The following is a 17,595-nucleotide window of genomic DNA, read 5'->3' on the forward strand; positions in this document are numbered from 1 at the left end:
TCGTTTTCCTCGGTGGTGACACCGGGGGCGGTGCCGGCGTCGACCTCGGCCTGCCGGACCCAGTTGCGCAGGGTTTCCCGGGATACCCCGAGCTCNNTNCCGATGGCGGTGCAGGTGGCGGTCAGTGATCGGTAGTCCTCGCGGTGCTGCTGGACCATCCGGACGGCCCGGGTCTTGAACTCGGGGTCGTAGGACTTTTTCATGCTGGTGATCCTTCCTTATCGGAAGGCGGCAAGAAACCCGTGACGGTTCAAAAAGTGCCCAGTTCCAACAGTTCAGCTTCGACAGTTCGGCCCGGTAACGGGAGAATTGGGGCCGAATGGCGCGAAAAAGGGCGCAGCCCCCGGCACTCCTCACAAGTGCGGGGGCTGCGCCCAAAAATGCTGTTGTCATAAGATCCAGTCAGGCTGCGAAATTAGGGACCGGCCTCACCCGGTGCCACTGCTGCAGCCAGTGGATCGTCGAAAAGCGAACTTATGCGCCTTCGACCGCGAAGTTCACCTTGGCTTCCACGTCGTCGTGGAGGTTGACGATGACCTGGTGGTTACCGGTCTTGCGCACGTGACCCTTTGGCAGGTCGATGATGCGCTTGTCAATAGCTGGGCCGCCTGCTGCCTTGATCGCATCTGCGATGTCGCCAGCGTTGACGGAGCCGAACAGCTTGCCAGACTCCGAGGTACGTACCTTGACGGTCACGCCAGTGAGCTCGTCGAGCTGAGTACGCAGCTCCTTTGCGTGATCCAGGTCGCGCACTGCGCGCTGCTCCTGGGCACGCTTGATGCCTTCGATCTGCTTCTCTGCGCCAGGCGTGGCCACGATGGCCAGGCCGCGTGGAAGCAGGTAGTTACGTCCGTAGCCGCCCTTGACCTCGACAATATCGCCGGGTGCGCCAAGGTTATCAACGGCAGCGGTGAGGATCAGCTTCATGATCCATTACCTTCCTTCAGTTGAAAAATGTGATCGTTTAGAACGGAGGCTCATCGTCCATTCCGCCGCCGAATCCACCGGCTGGCGGGGCTGAGTTCCACGGATCATTGGCCGGCTGCTGACCCTGCTGCTGGGACTGACCCTGCTGCTGGCCGCCGAAGCCACCCTGTGACTGTTGCTGGCCACCTTGACCGCCCTGGCTAAAGCCGCCTTGGTTCGGGCTGCTTTGCTGGCCGCCGAAGTCGTTCTGAGACTGCTGCTGGCCACCGCCGCGGTTGCCTCCGCCCCAGTTGCCGCCCGACCCGCCGCCATCGCGGGGATTGCGGTTCACCTGAGCGGATGCCCAACGCAGGGATGGTCCAACTTCGTCAACGTCGACCTCGAAAACGGTGCGCTTTTCGCCGTCGCGGTTGGTGTAGGAACGCTGGCGGAGACGTCCTGTAACGATCACGCGCATGCCCTTTGACATGGACTCAGCAACGTTTTCTGCGGCCTGACGCCACACGCTGCAATCCAGGAACATGGCTTCGCCGTCCTCCCACTGGCCCGAGTCACGGTTGTACTGACGCGGGGTGGATGCGACGGTGAAGTTTGCTACGGCAGCACCGGATGGGGTGAAGCGCAGCTCTGGGTCGGCGGTCAGGTTGCCGACGAGTGTGATGGGAGTATCTCCTTGTGCCATGGTTTTTGCCTTCCTACAAGTTGTCCGTAAAAGTCAGTGAACTAATGAGCTTCTTACTGGCTTGTGTACCAGATTTCGCTCTTACTTGTCGGTTCGCAGAACCTTGGTACGCATGACGTTGTCGCTTAGGTTAACAACGCGGTCAAACTCGGAAACGGTGTCAGCCTCGCACTCGAGGTTGACAACAACGTAGATTCCCTCTTCCTTCTTGTTGATCGGGTACGCAAGACGACGCTTGCCCCACACATCAACGTTCTCCACTGTGCCCTTGTCCTTACGGACGCGCTCTAGATACTTATCCAGGGACGGGGCGACAGTGCGCTCATCTTGTTGCGGATCGAGAATGATCATGACTTCGTAGTGACGCACGGACCTCATCACCTCCTATGGTCTTGTTATCGGTTTCGGCCATCGCCACTGTTGGCGATAGCAGGAGGGTTCGTTGCGTCAAGCAACCACCCCAGCGTACCCCATCCGTCAAGCACGAAAAAATCGCCCCAAGCTAGGGCTTTAGCCCGCCGCTCCCTCGGGCACGGCGAAGAAGATAGCCAGGCTGACCGGGATGATCGTCATGAACAGAAAAGCCAGCACGCCTAAGGTGATGGGAACCTTCCACGGTTTCTTCTTCATCACGGAGTAGAAGGCGGCTCCGAAGAGGATGAAAGAGATGAAGATGGAGATGATTCCCAGGATTGTGGTGAGGTTGAGCATCCTTGGTCTTCCTTTCCCCACACATCAGGTGTGGTGAGCAGCGGATCATGGCCACCATGGGCGGCAAAAACTTTATCGGGGCGGCGGTTCCACATCTGCTTTACGACGAGCACGATCATGACGACGATAAACCCATCGCGCACAAGCACAACGAGATTGAGGAACTCCCCGGGCAAGCCCTTGTTCTCCACGCCCAGCATGTGCCACATCAGGATGGGCCACACGAGCATGTCCACGGTCATCCAGCTCAGCAGCAACCGCCACTGCGGCAGCGCCAGGACGGCTGGGACGACTAGCCAGAGTGAGTACTGCGGGCTCCACACCTTGTTGATCAGGAGGAAGCAGGCGACGATCAGAAAAAGCAGCTCCGCGATCCGGGGTGTGCGCGGCGCTTTCAAGCCCAGGATCAAGATGACCGCACAGGCTGCGATGAAGAGGACGAGGGTGACCGTGTTCAGGATCTCCGGGGCGCCCTCGCCCTGGTCGAAACCTGCCCAACCGGTCATGCGTGAGATCACCGCATAGATGGTGGTCCATTCCCAGGAGCGCTCCGAGTTCAGGCGGGTAAATTCCGCCCACGCCTGCGGGTACGCCATCATAATGGGAACGTTAACCACCAGCCACGTGGCAACTGCGGAAAGCGTCATCATCCCGAAGGGAATGAAGGAACGCCGGCGGATCGCCACCACCAGATAGGCACCCAACAGAAATAGTGGCCACATCTTGAAGGCGGCACCCGCCCCGATCATCACGCCCGCCCAGATGAACCTCTTGTTGCGGGCAAGCAACAGTGCTGCAGCGACAAAGAAGATGGAGGGAATATCCCAGTTGGTGAAGGCGTGCATGATCAACAGCGGCGATGCGGCCACCAAGATGGTGTCCCAGACCCGGTTGCCTGCAAGCTCCGCCACGATGCGGATGGTGCACACCCAGATAATCGACAAGACCAGCGCGGTGAGATAGAAGTACCAGCCGGCATCGGGCAGGAAGTCGTCGACAAGCCCGTACGTGTTGCGAGCAATCCAGCCCATAAAGCCTTGGAAGAGTCCCGCGAGCACGGGGTATTCCATGTAGCGGGTCAGGTCGCCGTCCACCCAGGAGTAGGCATAGACGAAACCGGGTTGGTCTAGGCCGCGCCCGCCGTAGAGCGGGGTGATGTCGTTGTAGCAAAAAGAGGTGTACTGGCGGTTACCTGACCAGTTGAGCACGATGCTGCCGTCGTCGGCACGCGCCCCGCCGGCGCAGTTCGCCTTCGCCAGCAACCCGAAGCCCAGGAACACCCAGGCGAGGGCGATCAGGACCCGCAGGGGTGTCCACCAGCGGGCCCTGCCGATGCGGGCAAAACGTCCCATCGGCCCGCCCAGCTTGTCGACGACGCCCGCCGCCAAAGGTTCTGTGTGCGCGGGCTGGACGCGGTGTCGCGGGTGCGGGGCGGTGCTGGAAGAAGCTTGTGTGCCGCCGTTGGACACTGCTATCACAACCCGAGGTCGAGGCCGTCGAGGATTTCGCCGACGTCCGGTACCGGTGCCGGCACAGGTTCTGGGGCCGGGGCGGGTGCCGGTGCAGGGGCTGGTGCAGGGGCTGGTGCAGGCGCGGCCGGTGGAACGGGAGCTGGCTCTGGTGCGGGCTCAGGCTCCGGTGCGGGCGCTTGTACGGCGCTGGAACTACTCCCACCGCTACCACTCGTCCCGGTGGACTCAGAGCTGTAACCGTAGCCCGAGGAGTAACCGGAATCCGTCGAGCCGTAGCCCGATGCGTAGCCGCCACCGGTGTATCCGGAGCCGTTCACACCCCAGAAAATCGGGTCAGCGGTGGGGAAAGATTCGAAGTCTTGGCCCTGCAGCGAGGTGTCCAGCACCTGCTTCCAGATGTCGGTGGCGGCGCCGGAACCGTACATGTTGCCACCCCACTGGTTGAAGATGGCGGAGGTGTTATCGGCGGTGCCCACCCACACTGCGGCGGTCAGCTGTGGCGTTGTGCCCACCATCCAGGTGTCCTTGTTCAGGCCGGTGTCGCCCAACTGGGAGGTACCGGTCTTGGACGCGGAGGGGCGGCCACCGGCCAGCGCGCCGTTGGAGTACGCAGCCACGGGTTCCATCGCGTTGATGGTGGCATCCGCAACCTGGGCGGACACGCGGCGCTCAGAGTATTCGGGATCGAACTGGTACAGCACTTCACCGTCGACGGTTTCTACGCGTTCCACAAAGTGGGTGGGGTGCCACACACCGTGGTTGGCCAAGGTTGCCACCGCGGTCGCCATGTCCAAGGCGCGAGATTGGTACTGGCCCAACACGATGCCCTCATAAGGCTTCTTCCCGTTCTCCGTCAAGGTCTCTGGGATCCCAGGCAACGAACGCGCGATTCCCAGCGCGTGGGCGATGTCGGCGGTGTCCTGAGTGGTATCAGCCAGGTCGTCCTGGAGGCGGATGAAGGAGGTGTTGTAGGAGTGCGTCAGGGCGTTCGCGATCGTCGTATAGCCCGCGGATACACCCCCGGCGTTAGTCACCGTGATCCCGCCAGGCAGCGTCACTGGCGAAGAATCATAGGTCGCGCTCAGCGGGATGCCCTGCTGCAGTGCGGCTGCCAGGCCGAAGATCTTGAAAGTGGAACCGGTCTGCAGCGCTGCGTCGGCATAGTCCCAGCCGGACGCGTCGTCGCCACCGTAGTAGCCGCGCACAGCGCCGGTGCCGGGCTCGACGACGACCACTGCCGCCCGAGCATCGTCCTGCAGCGTGGCCAGGTTCTGGTCCACCGCGTCCAGGGCGGCCTGCTGCACGTTCGTGTCGATCGTCGTGGTGATCTGCAGCCCACGGTTCGTCACGTCCTGCTCGGTGATACCGATCAGCTCGAGCTCCCTGATCACTTGGTTCTTGATCATGCCGTTAGCACCAGAGGCCTCGGTGTAGGCGGAGTACTCGGCAGGGTCACGGACCTCTGGGAACTGGGCCGCCTGGCGCTGCGCCGGCGAGAGATGTTCCATCTCCACCAGGCCGTCCATGACGTAGTTCCAGCGGGACTCAGCGCCTTCGCGGTTGGTCCATGGGTCAAGCTGGCTTGGCAGCTGGATCAGGGCGGCCAGCATCGCGCCTTCCTCAACGGTCAACTCAGACGCGGGCTTGGCGTAGTAGGCGTGCGCTGCAGCCTCGATGCCATAGGCGTTGCGCCCGAAGTACACCGTGTTCATATATGCGGCAAGGATGTCTTCCTTCTCCCACTGGTTGGTCATCTTCACCGAATAGACCAGCTCGCGTGCCTTACGCACGTAAGAGTGCTCATTGCCGACCAGGGCGTTCTTGACGTACTGCTGGGTGATCGTGGAGCCACCGCCGGCAGAGTCATTGCCCGTCAACTGCCCGATGACAGCGCGGGCGAAGCCGGTGAAGGAGAAGCCCTGGTTTGTCCAGAACTCTCGGTCCTCCGCGGCAAGCACCGCGTTTTGGACGTGTTCCGGGATCTGTTCCAGCGGGATCTGCTCGCGATTGCCCTCCGGGGGCACGATGCGCGCAAGTTCCGTCGTGGAGTCCGCCGCGTAAATCGAGGAGACCTGGGCGGCCTGCAGTTCCTGCGGCTCCGGTACGTCCACCTTGAGGTAGGCCACGCCGAACGCGCCGATAGGGATGGCGATGATCAGCGCCATGACTACGGCGAGGGTCGCCAAAATTGTCTGGCGCGTATTGCTTTTTCGACGGCCCTTCGCTGAAGACGAGCCCTTGCTGGTCGATTTTTCGGCGCGCGAGGATGTCGCGCCTCCACCGTTTTTGGTGTTGCCACCATTCTCAGAGTCTGTAGCCACGCAGTTTGTCCTACCGGTTCACTTATGAATTTGCGATTATTGCTCTTAGTGCAGGTTACTTCGTTTTGTAGAGATACGTGAATTATTCACGCGCTCACGTGCGCCCGCTCTTCAACAAGCAGATGATTCCAATGGCATGTGGGGCATACCTCCACCGTGTGCACGGTGAGTTCCCCGATCTCAGCTGTGATTTCGGCGATCTCTTCGTCGTTACGCGCCGTGCCCGAACGCCGACCAAGCTTCTCGCTGTAGATCCACTTCACGTTCCGCATCTCGCTCTCACAGATGGGGCATGCGCGTGACGACGACCGCCCGTGAAATTGTGCAGCTGTGATGAGGAGGAAGTCAGCATCACACACGTTGTCGCGGGGTACGCGCCCAGCATGAACGTGGCGCAGAAGGTTTCTGCGCTCCCATTCATGTGAAATTTGCTGACTGTATTTGATCACGTCAACCATCCTACTTGATCGATCAACCTGCAGTTTTCGCGTTCCGGATGGGGTATTTCCGGCCAATCCTTTCTAGTCTGATGGAGATATACCTGAAATTTCAACAATTGCAGGTCAGTCTCAACGAAAGGGATAGACAGATCTCATGAGCACAATCCGAGTAGCCATCGCCGGAATTGGCAACTGCGCCACTTCCTTGATCGAGGGTGTGGAGTTCTACCGTAACGCCGACCCCGCAACCAAGGTGCCTGGCCTGATGCACGTCCAATTCGGCGACTACCACGTAGGCGACCTCGAGTTCGTCGCCGCCTTCGACGTGGACGCGGACAAGGTGGGCAAGGATCTTGCCGACGCCACACGCTCCAGCCAGAACAACACCATCAAGATCACGGACCTGGAGCCGCTGGGCGTGACTGTTCAGCGCGGCCCCACCCTCGACGGTCTGGGGACGCACTACCTGGACACCATCGAGGAATCCGCGGAGGAACCTGTCGACGTGGCCGCTGTGCTGCGCGAGCGCAAGGTGGACGTCCTGGTCTCCTACCTGCCAGTGGGCTCTGAGGAGGCCGACAAGTTTTACGCGCAGGCCGCAATCGATGCGGGCGTGGCTTTCGTCAACGCTCTGCCCGTCTTCATCGCTTCGGACCCAGAGTGGGCAAAGAAGTTCGAGGAGGCCGGCGTGCCCATTGTCGGCGATGACATCAAGAGCCAGGTGGGCGCCACCATCACCCACCGTGTGATGGCGAAGCTCTTCGAGGACCGCGGCGTGCGCCTGGAGCGCACCATGCAGCTGAACGTGGGCGGCAACATGGACTTCATGAACATGTTGGACCGCAACCGTCTGGAATCCAAGAAGATCTCCAAGACCCAGGCTGTCACGTCCAACCTGAAGGAATCGCCGATCGCCGGCAAGAAGGAAGACCGAAACGTCCACATCGGCCCGTCCGACTACGTGGCGTGGTTGGATGACCGCAAGTGGGCCTACGTCCGCCTCGAGGGCACCGCGTTCGGTGAGGTCCCGCTGAACCTGGAATACAAGCTGGAGGTGTGGGACTCCCCGAACTCGGCCGGCATCATCATCGATGCGGTGCGAGCTGCGAAGATCGCCCTCGACCGCGGAGATGCGGGCCCGATCCTGCCGGCCAGCGCCTACCTGATGAAGTCTCCTCCAGTTCAGCTTGGCGACGAGGACGCGCGCGCTCAGCTGGAAAGCTATATCGCAGGGTCTGAAGATTAGATAAATCAGGCTGGCTAGACAATTTCGTCCACGCAACTATGTCTACAATGGGGTCATGGCTTCAACTGAATCTCTTGACCCCCTAGACATTGCGGCACGCATCCGCCCGTCGCTGACCAAGCTGTACGTGACCTATTTCCGTATTGCTGACCAGTCGGATCTGACGGGCCCACAGCTGTCGATCATGGCCCGGCTGAAGGAAAACGGTGCTTCGCGCATCAGCCACGTCGCCCAGGCAGAGGGCATCCGCATGCCCACCGCATCGAACGCTCTGCACCAGCTTGAGCAGCGCGATTTGGTCCGTCGCATCCGCGAAACATCGGACCGCCGCGGCGTGCTGGTCGAGCTCACTCCCCTCGGGGAGCAGGAGTTGGAGCGCGTTGGCGACGAGCGCACCCGTTACCTTGCGGACATGATCGCAACGCTTGACGACGAACATCGGGCAAAGGCCGCGGAGCTTGCCGATGTGATTAATGTGCTGGCAGAGACCTACAGCATGGAGCAGATTTCCAATAAGTCTGAGTAGGCTGCGATAATGGTAGTTACATAGTTACTACTACCTGAGCATTACTCACGACTTCTTTATGCCCACTGATCAATCATCGACTGCCACCGCCGCCGCCCTCCTGGGCGAGAGCCCGCTCCGCATCCTCGTTGCTTGGGACCCCGCGAACGACGATACCGGCGGCACAGAAGCCCTCGAATTTGCCGCCTGGCTGGGCCGCAGCATGCCGGTGACCGTGCGTGTCGCGTCCACCCTCTTGCGCCCGTGGCCTGCATCGTTGAACAAGTCGGGGAAGAAATACAAGAAGTGGCGCAAGAATGAAGCCGAGGCCTGCGCCAAGGCCGTCGAAAAGGCGCTGACAGACGTCGAGCTGCCCCGCTCTCAGTGGGACCCCCAGTTCTCCACCTTCGCCGACGGCCAGAATGAGGCTCAGTTGCTTACCGACGAGGCGGAGCGTTTCGAAGCGGACCTCATCCTCTTCGGCTCAAACGCGGCGGCGTCGAAAGGCCGCTTCCTCGCCGGCTCCACCACCGATGCCCTGATGCACTCTTCGCCAACCGCGCTCGGCTTGGCCCCGCGCGCGGTGAAGCTGTCCAAGAAGGGCGTGACCCGCGTCAACTTCGCGTATATCGACGATCGCGCCGACGAAAATAGTCCCGGCCTCCTCTTCGCCGCGGAGCTGGCGGCCGAACTCGAGGTGCCGCTGCGCATCATCACCTTCTCCCCCACCGGTTTGTCCGATGTGACGTTGAGCAAGCCGAAGGGCATGAGCAGCGAGCTTATCGACGAGTGGAACGAGCAATCCCTTGGAATGTTGGATCTTGCCCGGGACCGCGTTATTGAGCACCGAGACTTCATCGAGGTGGAAACAGAGGTTGGTTCGGGCCGCGGTTGGGGCAATGCCGTCGATTCCCTGAAGTGGAAGAAGGGCGACCTGATCTGCATGGACTCCCACCCCATGGGGACTTTGGAGCGCGTGTTTGTCGGTTCGACAGCGAATGAATTTTTGCGGCACGTGACTGTGCCCGTAGTGATTCACCCGTACCGGAGCGCCTAGGCTGGGGACTATGACTCACCCCGAAAATGATCTGTCCTCCGATTATGACTATTCGAACCGGGCCCGGCCAGATGCAGAGTCTTTTGATGAGCTCGCTGACCAGCCGGACCCGCTCGTGGTTGCCGAGCGGAACAAGGCCTCAACGCGGCAGGCCATCTTGTATATGGTCTCGTCGATCGTCGTCACGCTCGCTGTCGCCGGCACCCTCGCCCTCATCTTCCGGCTGATCGGCGGACCGCTGTGCGAAGCCGGCGAGGCCGTATGGCTGTGCTCGCAGTCGCAGCGCACGTGGTGGGCGGTGTTGAGTTCGATTCCGCCGGTGGCGGCGTTGATTGGGTGCGCGGTGATTATGGTGCGCAAGCTCAACCGCTATGAGCGGTGGATGCCTTGGATGGGTGTGTTGTGGCTGCCACTGCTGCCTTTCACGATGTGGTGGCTAACCATCACCGTGGGCATCCTGGCCACCGACTTCATGTAAGCCGTGCTGCTGGGCTTGCCCAGCAGCACCCCCCACCTGATGGGGGTGCAGTTGTGCGCTGACAGGTAGATCACAATAACCTGTCACCTACATCACAGCCTACGAATGGACACCCATGACTAAAGACCATGAGGCCCGCACTTCGGGTAGCACAACTGCTGAACACGACGACTCCTCGACAAACTCGACAAGCGACACTCAAGCCCAACCCAAGGGCTTCTTGGGATATGTCGAAAGGATAGGCAACAAGCTCCCGCACCCCTTCTGGCTCTTCGTGATCCTGGGTGGCATTACGCTGGTCGCGTCGTGGATCGGCTCGCGCATCGGGATGAGCGCCACCCAACCCGACACCGGTGAGACGGTGGACGTGGTGAACCTGCTCACCCGTGACGGGCTGCAGCAGATGGTCTCTGACGCGGTGAATAACTTTGTTACCTTCCCGCCGCTGGGTGTCATCTTGGTGGCCATGCTAGGTGTGGCCGTCGCTGAGCATTCGGGAATGCTGTCGGCGGCCGTGCGTGGGATGGTCTCCAAAACGGGGCCGCGCACGCTGACTTTTGTGGTGGCGCTGGCCGGCGTGACGGGTTCGGTGGCCTCTGATGCCGTTTACGTGATCGTGATTCCGCTAGGCGCGATGGCCTTCTACGCGCTGGGGCGCTCCCCGATCGTCGGCGCGATGGTAGCTTTCGCGGCCTCGTCGGCAGGCTTCAACGCCTCGCTGGTCCTGAATATCACCGACCTGCTGCTCGCCGGCATCTCCACGTCGGCCGCGCAGCTTGTCGACGACACCTATGAAGTGTCTGGGCTGGCCAATATTTTCTTCGTGATCCCATCGGCCATCGTGCTGTCGTTGATCATCACAGTCGTGACGGAGTTTTTCGTCGATAAGAAAGCTCGTCAGATGATCAATCACGATGAGATCAATGAGGAGGAAGTCTCCTTCGGCGACGAAGCTCCCAAGTCCGAGGAGGAGCGCCTGGAGCAGCTGAAGCTCGACGATCATGAGAAGAAGGCGCTGAAGGTTACTGGCGTGGTGCTGGTGATCTTGCTCGCGGTGTACTTCGCGTTGCTCTTCGTGCCGGGCTCGCCCTTCGTCAACGATGGGCAGGTGATGGATTCGCCGCTGATCCGCTCGATTGCCGTGCCGATCACCGCCTTCTTCCTGCTGTGCGGCATCACCTACGGTGTGGTGGCGCGTTCCATTACCTCTGCCGCCGACGTGCCGGAGATGATGGCCGAGGGCCTCAAGACGATGCTGCCGATGATCGTGCTGTTCTTCGCCGTCTCCCAGTTCCTGGCCTGGTTCGAATGGTCCAACCTGGGCCAGTGGACCTCCATCCGCGGCGCCGAACTGCTCCAAGCCTTAGACCTGCCGCACTGGGCGCTGTTTGCCGCATTCGTGCTGCTGGTCGCCATGCTCAACCTGCTGATCACCTCGGGCTCTGCCCAGTGGGCGCTGATGGCGCCGGTGGTCGTGCCCATCATGATGTACCTCGGCATCTCACCGGAGGTCACGCAGATGCTGTACCGCATCGGTGATTCGCCGACCAACATCATCACCCCGATGTCGCCCTACTTCGCCCTGGCCCTGACCTTCCTGCAGCGCTACTACTCCAAGGCCGGGGTGGGCACCCTGATGTCGCTGGCCCTGCCTTATTCGATGGCGATGATGGGCGGCTGGTTCCTCTTCTTCCTCGCCTGGTACTACATGGGCATTCCGCTGGGTCCGGGTTCCCCGATGGAGTACCCGGCGGTCTAGCTCGGCTGGTTCGCCGCGGTGCACTCCGCGCAGAACGGGTTGGACTCCCAGCACTCATCGCAGGTCAGGTACTGCTGGCGATGGTGTGGCTCGTTGCTGCAGTTCTGAAACTGGTTCGTCGGCGCGCCACAATGCACGCAGTGCCCTAGTTGGATGTAGTTCGGGTCATCCGGGTCACCGAACTGGGTGTGCTGGCGCGCGTCGAACACGAACAGCGAGCCCTCCCACAGCCCCGAGTTGGCGTACTTTTCGCCGTAGCGGACGATGCCGCCGTCGATTTGGTACACCTCGTTGAACCCGCGGTTCTTCATTAACGACGAGAGGATCTCACAGCGAATGCCGCCCGTGCAGTAGCTGATGACCTTCTTGTCCTTCATCCAGTCATACTTGCCAGACTCCAGCTCATCGATGAAGTCATGCGTGGTCTCCACATCGGGCACCACCGCGCCTTTAAACTTGCCGATCTCCGCTTCACGCGCATTCCGCCCGTCGAAGAACACCACGTCATCGCCGTACTTTTCGACGAGCTCATTAACCTCGTGCGGCTTCAGGTGCTCGCCCCCGCCGATCACACCGTGCTCGTCCACCTTGAGCTCACCCGGCGCGCCGAAAGCCACGATCTCATCGCGCACCTTCACCGATAGCTTCGGGAAATCTTCCTTGCCGCCCTCGGACCATTTGTACTCCATGCCTTTGAAGTACTCTTTGGTTTTCTTCGCGTACTTCTTGCAAGCGTCCATGCTGCCGCCGACGGTACCGTTGATGCCGTGCTCGGAAATGAGGATGCGGCCGTGGAGGTCGAGGGATTCGCACAGGTCACGCTGCCACAAGCGGATCGCCTCTGGGTCAGCGATAGGGCGGAACTGGTAATAAAGAAGGATTTTGCTCTGCGACATAATCCCAGAATAATCGCAGGCTGCCTAGGTGCCTAACAGCCCCTAGAACTCGAGCTCGAAATCGTCGTCGAGGGCCTCGTCGATAAGCGAGGTGATGGCGGCGGGCTGGGAGGTGAGCTCCTCAAGGGTGGTCTTGAGCTGCTCGATCGGTTCAGCTTCGGCGGAGGATGCGGAGAAGAAGTCGGCTGAGCAGTCGAAGGAGAAGGGGCCGTTGAGGCGGTCGCATTCCCACAGGTAGACGACCACGCGCTCCCAGAAGTAGCCCATGGGTGAGAAGCCGCGGTCTGCGATTGTCTGATCCACGTCCGTGGTGAAGGCCTCGAAGATCAGGGAGTAGCCGCCAATGTATTCCACATGATTGAAGTCAACAGACATGGACCCCACCCTACCTTTTGTAGTAGAGGCGTTTCTTCCAATATTGCGGATCGCAGGTGACCAACACGCCGAGGTTGCGGAAGATGCCTTCGTCGACGCTGCCCAGGATGGTGGTGGTGTGGGCGTCGCAGCCTGAGAGGTTCTGTAGTTCGGCGAGCGCCCGGCGGGATTCCTCGTTGTCGGCGGCGGACACGCTGAGGGCGATGAGCACTTCGTCGGTGTGCAGGCGCGGGTTGGAGGAGCCGAGGTGTTCGGTCTTGAGCGTCTGGATCGGCTCGATGGATTCCGGCGACAGTAGCAGGGCCTCGTCGGGGATGCCGGCTAGGTGCTTCAGCGCGTTGAGCACAACGGCGGCGGACGGACCCAACAATTCGGAGGTCTTGCCGGTGACGATGGTGCCATCGGGCAGCTCCAGTGCGGCACCCGGGCTGCCGGTCTCAGCGGCGACCTTCTGAGCGGCGGCGACAACGGTGCGCTCGGCGACGGTGATTTCGGCTTTCCGCATGATCATGGAGATGCGGGTGGACTCATCTTCGTCGCGGTCCTCGCGGCGTTCGTCGACAAGCGCCTTGAAGTAGCGGCGGATGATTTCCTGGCGGGATGCAGTACGGCAGGCTTCGTCGTCGGAAATGCAATAACCGGCCATGTTCACGCCCATGTCCGTGGGCGACTGGTAGGGCGACTCCCCCAGCACCTGCTTCAGCAACGCCTTGAGCAGCGGGAATACCTCGACATCGCGGTTGTAGCTGGTCACCTGCTCCCCGTAGGCGCTCATGTGGAAGGGGTCGATCAGGTTCATGTCGTCCAGGTCCGCGGTGGCGGCCTCATAGGCCAGGTTCACGGGGTGTTCGAGGGGCAGATTCCAGATCGGGAACGTTTCAAACTTCGCATAACCTGCGTTGATGCCGCGTTTGTGGTCGTGGTAGACCTGCGAAAGGCAGGTGGCCAGCTTGCCGGATCCGGGGCCCGGCGCGGTCATCACGATCACGTCGCGCGAGGTTTCCACGTATTCGTTGAGGCCGAAGCCTTCCTCGGAGACGATCAGCTCGGTGTTGTTGGGGTAGCCGGGGATCATGCGGTGGCGCGCGGTCTTCAGCCCCAGGCGTTCTAGGCGGGCGATGAAGGCTTCGGCTGGAGCGTTTCCGTCTTCGAGTTGCGTCATCACCACATTTTCGACGAGGAAACCCGCGCTGCGGAATTCGTCGATCAGCCGGAGCACGTCTTCTTCGTAAGGGATATCGAGGTCGGCGCGGCGTTTCTGGCGGGTGAGGTCCTTGGCGTTGATGCACACCATAATCTCCACGTCGTCTTTGATGCGCTCCAGCATCGCAATTTTATTGTCCGGGGTGAACCCGGGCAGGACGCGCGCGGCGTGCATGTCGTCGAAAAGCTTGCCACCCATTTCGAGGTAGAGCTTGCCCCCGATTTCTGCCCGCCTTTTATTGATGTGCTCTGACTGCAGCTGAATATATCTTTCGCGGTCAAAACCAATGGTGTGGGGCACGGCCTGTCCTCCGAATCGCATGAACGACGTACGGGCCAATGTTACAGCATGCCTCCCTATACTGATCTTCATGCCTGAAGGTCACATTATCCATCGCCTCGCCGGCCGCCTCAACGACGATTTCCGCGGCCAACCCCTCTCCGTCAGCAGCCCGCAGGGCCGGTTCACGCAAGAAGCGGCGGTGCTCGATGGCTCGCAGATCGCCCTGGCGGAGACCTTCGGCAAGCACCTCTTCATCGACTTCGACGTGGAGGCCCCCGCCCACATCGTCTATATCCACCTGGGTCTGATCGGGCACCTGCGCTTCGAGCCTGCCGACGCCCACTGGGGCCAGATGCGCCTGCGCATCGAGACCGACGACCAGTCCGCTAACCTGCGCGGGCCCCAGTTCTGCCGCCTCATCACGGAAGAGGAGCGCAAGACAATCCTGGCGCGGGTGGGCGAGGATCCGATCCGCGACGACGCAGACCCGGACAGCCTGTGGGAGCGCGTGCACCGTTCCCGCCGCACGATCGGCGCGATGCTGATGGACCAGTCCATGTTCGCCGGCGTGGGCAATATTTACCGCGCCGAGGTGCTCTTCCGCCAGGGCATCTCCCCTTTCCTCGCCGGCACCCAGCTTGACCGCGCCGAGTTCGACGCGCTCTGGGACGACCTCGTGCTGCTAATGCGCCTGGGCGTGCGCGACGGGGAGATCAATACTGTGCGCGATGAGCACATGCCCGAGACGATGGGGCGCGCCGCGCGTGACGACGAGCACGGCGGCGAAGTCTACGTCTACCGCCGCGAGGGCGAGCCCTGTTATGTGTGTGGCACGCCCGTGTCCTTCGAGGTGATGCAGGGCCGCAACCTGTTCTGGTGTTCGCACTGCCAGCCGAATTAGTCGGCCCGCGCTACCCTGGGCACCATGAGCTATGCCTACACAGCCGACCAGATCCGTGCCGCCGAACAGCCCCTGCTTGAGGCGCAGGATTTCCCGGATCAACTGATGCAGCAGGCCGCTTCGGCCGTGTTTGAGGTGGCGCGGGCACTGGTGCTTGACGACGATCACCCCGCGGTTCTGGTCCTGGCCGGCAAAGGGGGCAATGGTGGCGACGGTTTATACGCCGGCGCCCAATTAGCGATGCAGGGCGTGGCAGTCTCCGCTTTTCTCACCGCGGGTGAGGCGCACCAACCCGCGCTGACAGTCTTTGAGCAGGCGGGTGGCACGGTGCTCACGGAAGCACCGACGGACGAGGAGTGCGCCCGCTACCAGCTGGTGATCGATGCGATGACCGGCATCGGCGGGTCCGGTGGGATTGCTGATGAGGCCTACCGCATCGTCGAAGCCGCCCGCGCCGGGCAGGTCCCCGTGTTGGCGGTTGATGTGCCCAGCGGCGTGGATGCCGATACCGGCCGTGCCCACCCCCAGCACGTCACCGCCGATGTGACCGTCACCTTTGGCGGCTTCCGGCTAGCGCACGGTTTGGCGCCGGAGTGCGGGCTGCAGGTGCTCGCGGAGATCGGCACCCCACCCCTGTCCAACATTCTGCAGCGGCAGAATTCCCCTTATGTTCTGCACCGCGCGACTCTGCCAGACACCTCCTGGCTTGAACCGCTTCAATCCCTCCAAACCCTGCGCCCACCCGCCATCACGAGCGTGGAGCCAAGCGCCACCGATGACAAGTACAGCGGTGGTGTCGTCGGCATCCGTGCTGGCAGCGGCACCTACCCGGGGGCGGCGCTGCTTTCTGTGCGAGGGGCTGTCGACGCGACCTCGGCCATGGTGCGTTACGCCGGCCCCCAAGCTTTAGAGGTGGTGCGCGCCCATCCAGAGGTCGTGGTCACCGAGACCATCCAGGACGCCGGCCGCGTCCAGGCGTGGGTATTCGGCCCCGGCGCCGGCACCGACGAAGACGCCGCCGCGGAACTCGAGTACCTGCTAGAAACAGACTTGCCGGTCCTTATTGATGCCGACGGGCTCACCCTTCTGGCAGAACACGAGAACTTGAGGGGCCTCGTCGTTAAGCGCAAAGCGACCACTGTGCTCACACCGCACGATGGCGAATTCACGCGCCTGCGGGAGGCGTGCGGGCTCGATTCCGCCGGCCGCCTCGCAGAGACTGAGACGTTGGCGCAGCACCTGCAGGCGACAGTGGTGCGCAAGGGCCGCTCGACGATCATCGCAGGTGGCAGCCGCACCCACATCATCGACGCTGGCAATTCCTGGGCGGCGACCCCCGGATCCGGGGACGTCCTTTCAGGCATCGCCGGCGCGCACCTAGCCGCCGACACCCCGGACGCGGTGGTCCAAGCCGTGGCCATCCACGCGGCGGCCGCGAAGCTCAGCGCAACCACCCCCTACGGTGAGGGCCCGACCAGCGCCACGAGAATCGCCGACGCCGTCCCGGCAGCATCGGCGCAGCTCACAGGCGCTTAACGACGATTAGCCCACCACGTCATGCCCGCCCAGATCGCGGGGACTGCTGGAACCAGAATAAAGAGATAGGTGGGCCACCCACCAAGGATGTGCAACTCCGACCACCCGCGTGACGGGCGGGCCAAGAAGCCATAGTTCCCGCCGGTCACCTTGTTCATCTGGGCGGCGAACACGGCCCAGGCGGCGGTGATTCCGGTGGTCACGCGCCAATCGCGCCAGCTCGGACGGTAGCCCAGACCAAAGGTGAGCACCACTGGGACCACCAGCGCGACCGCGTGGAAGAACCAGTACGCCAACTCCTGGAGGCGGGGCCGGTCCAGCACGTACGCCATGTCCGGAGTGAGCAGCGCCATGGAATTCAGCAGCGTGCCCCAGTAGAAACTCAGGGCAGTGGCGGTGGGGTTATCGGAGAGCACGGCGAATGGGGTGATCACGCGTAGGAAGTCGGACACGTGGAAAGGGGCGGTCTCATCCCACACGATGCGCTGCGGGTGCAGCACATACGCGTAGTAGGAGAAGACCATCACCCCCAGGAGGACGCCGGCCACTTTGCGCGCGGCTTTGACCACGTTCTTCGGCAGTTGACGCACTGCGACAACGAGGATCCCGGAGATGATGATGATCAAAACAAGCACGGTGAGGTGCGTGCGGTCGAACTGTGTAATGGTCTGGTGCGACCTGCCAGTGTGTAGTGAAGTCCACGGAGGCGGTTGATAGGCCATGGTGAGCGATTCTAACTCCCGTCCCACCTCAACGCGTGTCTACCCACCTGCAAACCGATATAGTCCTCCGTGCATAGTGCG

19 protein-coding genes are annotated in these 17,595 nt (G+C 61.8%); 7 read left to right on the forward strand and 12 right to left on the reverse strand.

What is annotated here, in order from left to right:
• The 8 genes from B097_RS0103660 to B097_RS0103695 all read right to left on the reverse strand — a co-directional run.
• The coding region (locus B097_RS0103660; RefSeq protein WP_018581193.1) for a transposase at positions 1–203 on the reverse strand (203 nt) is incomplete at its 3' end.
• Positions 204–474: 271 nt separating this feature from the next.
• Complete coding sequence (gene rplI, locus B097_RS0103665) at positions 475–927, reverse strand: 50S ribosomal protein L9 (protein ID WP_018581194.1); 453 nt, start codon at positions 925–927, stop codon at positions 475–477.
• A gap of 37 nt (positions 928–964) precedes the next feature.
• Complete coding sequence (locus tag B097_RS0103670; protein ID WP_018581195.1) at positions 965–1,609, reverse strand: single-stranded DNA-binding protein; 645 nt, start codon at positions 1,607–1,609, stop codon at positions 965–967.
• Positions 1,610–1,690: 81 nt separating this feature from the next.
• Positions 1,691–1,987 carry a 30S ribosomal protein S6 gene (gene rpsF, locus B097_RS0103675; protein WP_018581196.1) on the reverse strand — a complete coding sequence of 99 codons (297 nt, stop codon included), beginning with the start codon at positions 1,985–1,987 and terminating at the stop codon, positions 1,691–1,693.
• Between the two features lie 132 nt (positions 1,988–2,119).
• Positions 2,120–2,242: a hypothetical protein gene (locus B097_RS13785; protein WP_272913528.1), complete on the reverse strand. Its 123-nt coding sequence runs from the start codon at positions 2,240–2,242 to the stop codon at positions 2,120–2,122.
• Positions 2,239–3,789, reverse strand: a complete 1,551-nt coding sequence (locus B097_RS0103685) for a glycosyltransferase family 87 protein (RefSeq protein ID WP_018581198.1) — start codon at positions 3,787–3,789, stop codon at positions 2,239–2,241. The genes B097_RS13785 and B097_RS0103685 overlap by 4 nt, the downstream gene beginning before the upstream one ends.
• Before the next feature lie 5 nt (positions 3,790–3,794).
• On the reverse strand, positions 3,795–6,113 hold the full coding sequence (locus tag B097_RS0103690) for a transglycosylase domain-containing protein (protein WP_018581199.1): 2,319 nt from the start codon (positions 6,111–6,113) through the stop codon (positions 3,795–3,797).
• A gap of 86 nt (positions 6,114–6,199) precedes the next feature.
• The gene (locus B097_RS0103695) at positions 6,200–6,571 is read right to left on the reverse strand and encodes a DUF5318 family protein (protein WP_048402585.1); all 372 of its coding nucleotides are present in this window, start codon (positions 6,569–6,571) and stop codon (positions 6,200–6,202) included.
• A gap of 136 nt (positions 6,572–6,707) precedes the next feature.
• Between B097_RS0103695 and B097_RS0103700 the strand changes: the two genes are divergently transcribed.
• The 5 genes from B097_RS0103700 (at position 6,708) to B097_RS0103720 (ending at position 11,598) form a co-directional block, all read left to right on the forward strand.
• Entirely contained in the window at positions 6,708–7,799 is a 1,092-nt protein-coding gene (locus B097_RS0103700; protein ID WP_018581201.1) for an inositol-3-phosphate synthase, read from the forward strand.
• Between the two features lie 55 nt (positions 7,800–7,854).
• On the forward strand, positions 7,855–8,325 hold the full coding sequence (locus B097_RS0103705; RefSeq protein WP_018581202.1) for a MarR family winged helix-turn-helix transcriptional regulator: 471 nt from the start codon (positions 7,855–7,857) through the stop codon (positions 8,323–8,325).
• Between the two features lie 58 nt (positions 8,326–8,383).
• Entirely contained in the window at positions 8,384–9,361 is a 978-nt protein-coding gene (locus B097_RS0103710; protein ID WP_018581203.1) for a universal stress protein, read from the forward strand.
• 10 nt (positions 9,362–9,371) lie between these two features.
• Complete coding sequence (locus B097_RS0103715; protein ID WP_018581204.1) at positions 9,372–9,839, forward strand: hypothetical protein; 468 nt, start codon at positions 9,372–9,374, stop codon at positions 9,837–9,839.
• Between the two features lie 115 nt (positions 9,840–9,954).
• A complete protein-coding gene (locus B097_RS0103720) occupies positions 9,955–11,598 on the forward strand; it encodes an AbgT family transporter (protein ID WP_026254283.1) in 1,644 nt (547 codons plus the stop codon).
• Here the strand turns inward: B097_RS0103720 and trhO are convergent.
• The 3 genes from trhO to B097_RS0103735 are packed head-to-tail and all read right to left on the reverse strand — an operon-like array spanning position 11,595 to position 14,373.
• Positions 11,595–12,494, reverse strand: coding sequence for an oxygen-dependent tRNA uridine(34) hydroxylase TrhO (gene trhO, locus B097_RS0103725; protein WP_018581206.1), 900 nt, complete (start codon positions 12,492–12,494; stop codon positions 11,595–11,597). The genes B097_RS0103720 and trhO overlap by 4 nt on opposite strands.
• 42 nt (positions 12,495–12,536) lie before the next feature.
• The gene (locus B097_RS0103730; protein WP_018581207.1) at positions 12,537–12,869 is read right to left on the reverse strand and encodes an Imm51 family immunity protein; all 333 of its coding nucleotides are present in this window, start codon (positions 12,867–12,869) and stop codon (positions 12,537–12,539) included.
• A gap of 10 nt (positions 12,870–12,879) precedes the next feature.
• On the reverse strand, positions 12,880–14,373 hold the full coding sequence (locus B097_RS0103735; protein WP_026254284.1) for a DUF1846 domain-containing protein: 1,494 nt from the start codon (positions 14,371–14,373) through the stop codon (positions 12,880–12,882).
• Between the two features lie 70 nt (positions 14,374–14,443).
• Here B097_RS0103735 and B097_RS0103740 point away from each other — a divergent pair, with 70 nt between their 5' ends.
• Both B097_RS0103740 and B097_RS0103745 read left to right on the forward strand, forming a co-directional pair.
• On the forward strand, positions 14,444–15,256 hold the full coding sequence (locus B097_RS0103740; RefSeq protein ID WP_018581209.1) for an Fpg/Nei family DNA glycosylase: 813 nt from the start codon (positions 14,444–14,446) through the stop codon (positions 15,254–15,256).
• Positions 15,257–15,280: 24 nt separating this feature from the next.
• Positions 15,281–16,792, forward strand: a complete 1,512-nt coding sequence (locus B097_RS0103745; protein ID WP_018581210.1) for a bifunctional ADP-dependent NAD(P)H-hydrate dehydratase/NAD(P)H-hydrate epimerase — start codon at positions 15,281–15,283, stop codon at positions 16,790–16,792.
• Here the strand turns inward: B097_RS0103745 and B097_RS0103750 are convergent.
• Positions 16,789–17,514 (reverse strand): YwaF family protein, encoded by a 726-nt coding sequence (locus B097_RS0103750; protein WP_018581211.1) that lies wholly within the window; start codon positions 17,512–17,514, stop codon positions 16,789–16,791. The two genes, B097_RS0103745 and B097_RS0103750, sit on opposite strands and share 4 nt — an antisense overlap.
• Positions 17,515–17,595: the final 81 nt, after the last annotated feature.

Source organism: Corynebacterium pilosum DSM 20521 = CIP 103422, from assembly GCF_000373805.1.
Classification (GTDB): Bacteria; Actinomycetota; Actinomycetes; order Mycobacteriales; family Mycobacteriaceae; genus Corynebacterium; species Corynebacterium pilosum.

What these genes read in the sequence shown, in the direction of transcription:
- rplI (WP_018581194.1), bottom strand. Translation starts at nt 927, where the DNA reads ATGAAGCTGATCCTCACCGCTGCCGTTGATAACCTTGGCGCACCCGGC.
- B097_RS0103670 (WP_018581195.1), bottom strand. Translation starts at nt 1,609, where the DNA reads ATGGCACAAGGAGATACTCCCATCACACTCGTCGGCAACCTGACCGCC.
- rpsF (WP_018581196.1), bottom strand. Translation starts at nt 1,987, where the DNA reads ATGAGGTCCGTGCGTCACTACGAAGTCATGATCATTCTCGATCCGCAA.
- B097_RS0103695 (WP_048402585.1), bottom strand. Translation starts at nt 6,571, where the DNA reads ATGGTTGACGTGATCAAATACAGTCAGCAAATTTCACATGAATGGGAG.
- B097_RS0103700 (WP_018581201.1), top strand. Translation starts at nt 6,708, where the DNA reads ATGAGCACAATCCGAGTAGCCATCGCCGGAATTGGCAACTGCGCCACT.
- B097_RS0103705 (WP_018581202.1), top strand. Translation starts at nt 7,855, where the DNA reads ATGGCTTCAACTGAATCTCTTGACCCCCTAGACATTGCGGCACGCATC.
- B097_RS0103710 (WP_018581203.1), top strand. Translation starts at nt 8,384, where the DNA reads ATGCCCACTGATCAATCATCGACTGCCACCGCCGCCGCCCTCCTGGGC.
- B097_RS0103715 (WP_018581204.1), top strand. Translation starts at nt 9,372, where the DNA reads ATGACTCACCCCGAAAATGATCTGTCCTCCGATTATGACTATTCGAAC.
- B097_RS0103720 (WP_026254283.1), top strand. Translation starts at nt 9,955, where the DNA reads ATGACTAAAGACCATGAGGCCCGCACTTCGGGTAGCACAACTGCTGAA.
- trhO (WP_018581206.1), bottom strand. Translation starts at nt 12,494, where the DNA reads ATGTCGCAGAGCAAAATCCTTCTTTATTACCAGTTCCGCCCTATCGCT.
- B097_RS0103730 (WP_018581207.1), bottom strand. Translation starts at nt 12,869, where the DNA reads ATGTCTGTTGACTTCAATCATGTGGAATACATTGGCGGCTACTCCCTG.
- B097_RS0103740 (WP_018581209.1), top strand. Translation starts at nt 14,444, where the DNA reads ATGCCTGAAGGTCACATTATCCATCGCCTCGCCGGCCGCCTCAACGAC.
- B097_RS0103745 (WP_018581210.1), top strand. Translation starts at nt 15,281, where the DNA reads ATGAGCTATGCCTACACAGCCGACCAGATCCGTGCCGCCGAACAGCCC.
- B097_RS0103750 (WP_018581211.1), bottom strand. Translation starts at nt 17,514, where the DNA reads ATGGCCTATCAACCGCCTCCGTGGACTTCACTACACACTGGCAGGTCG.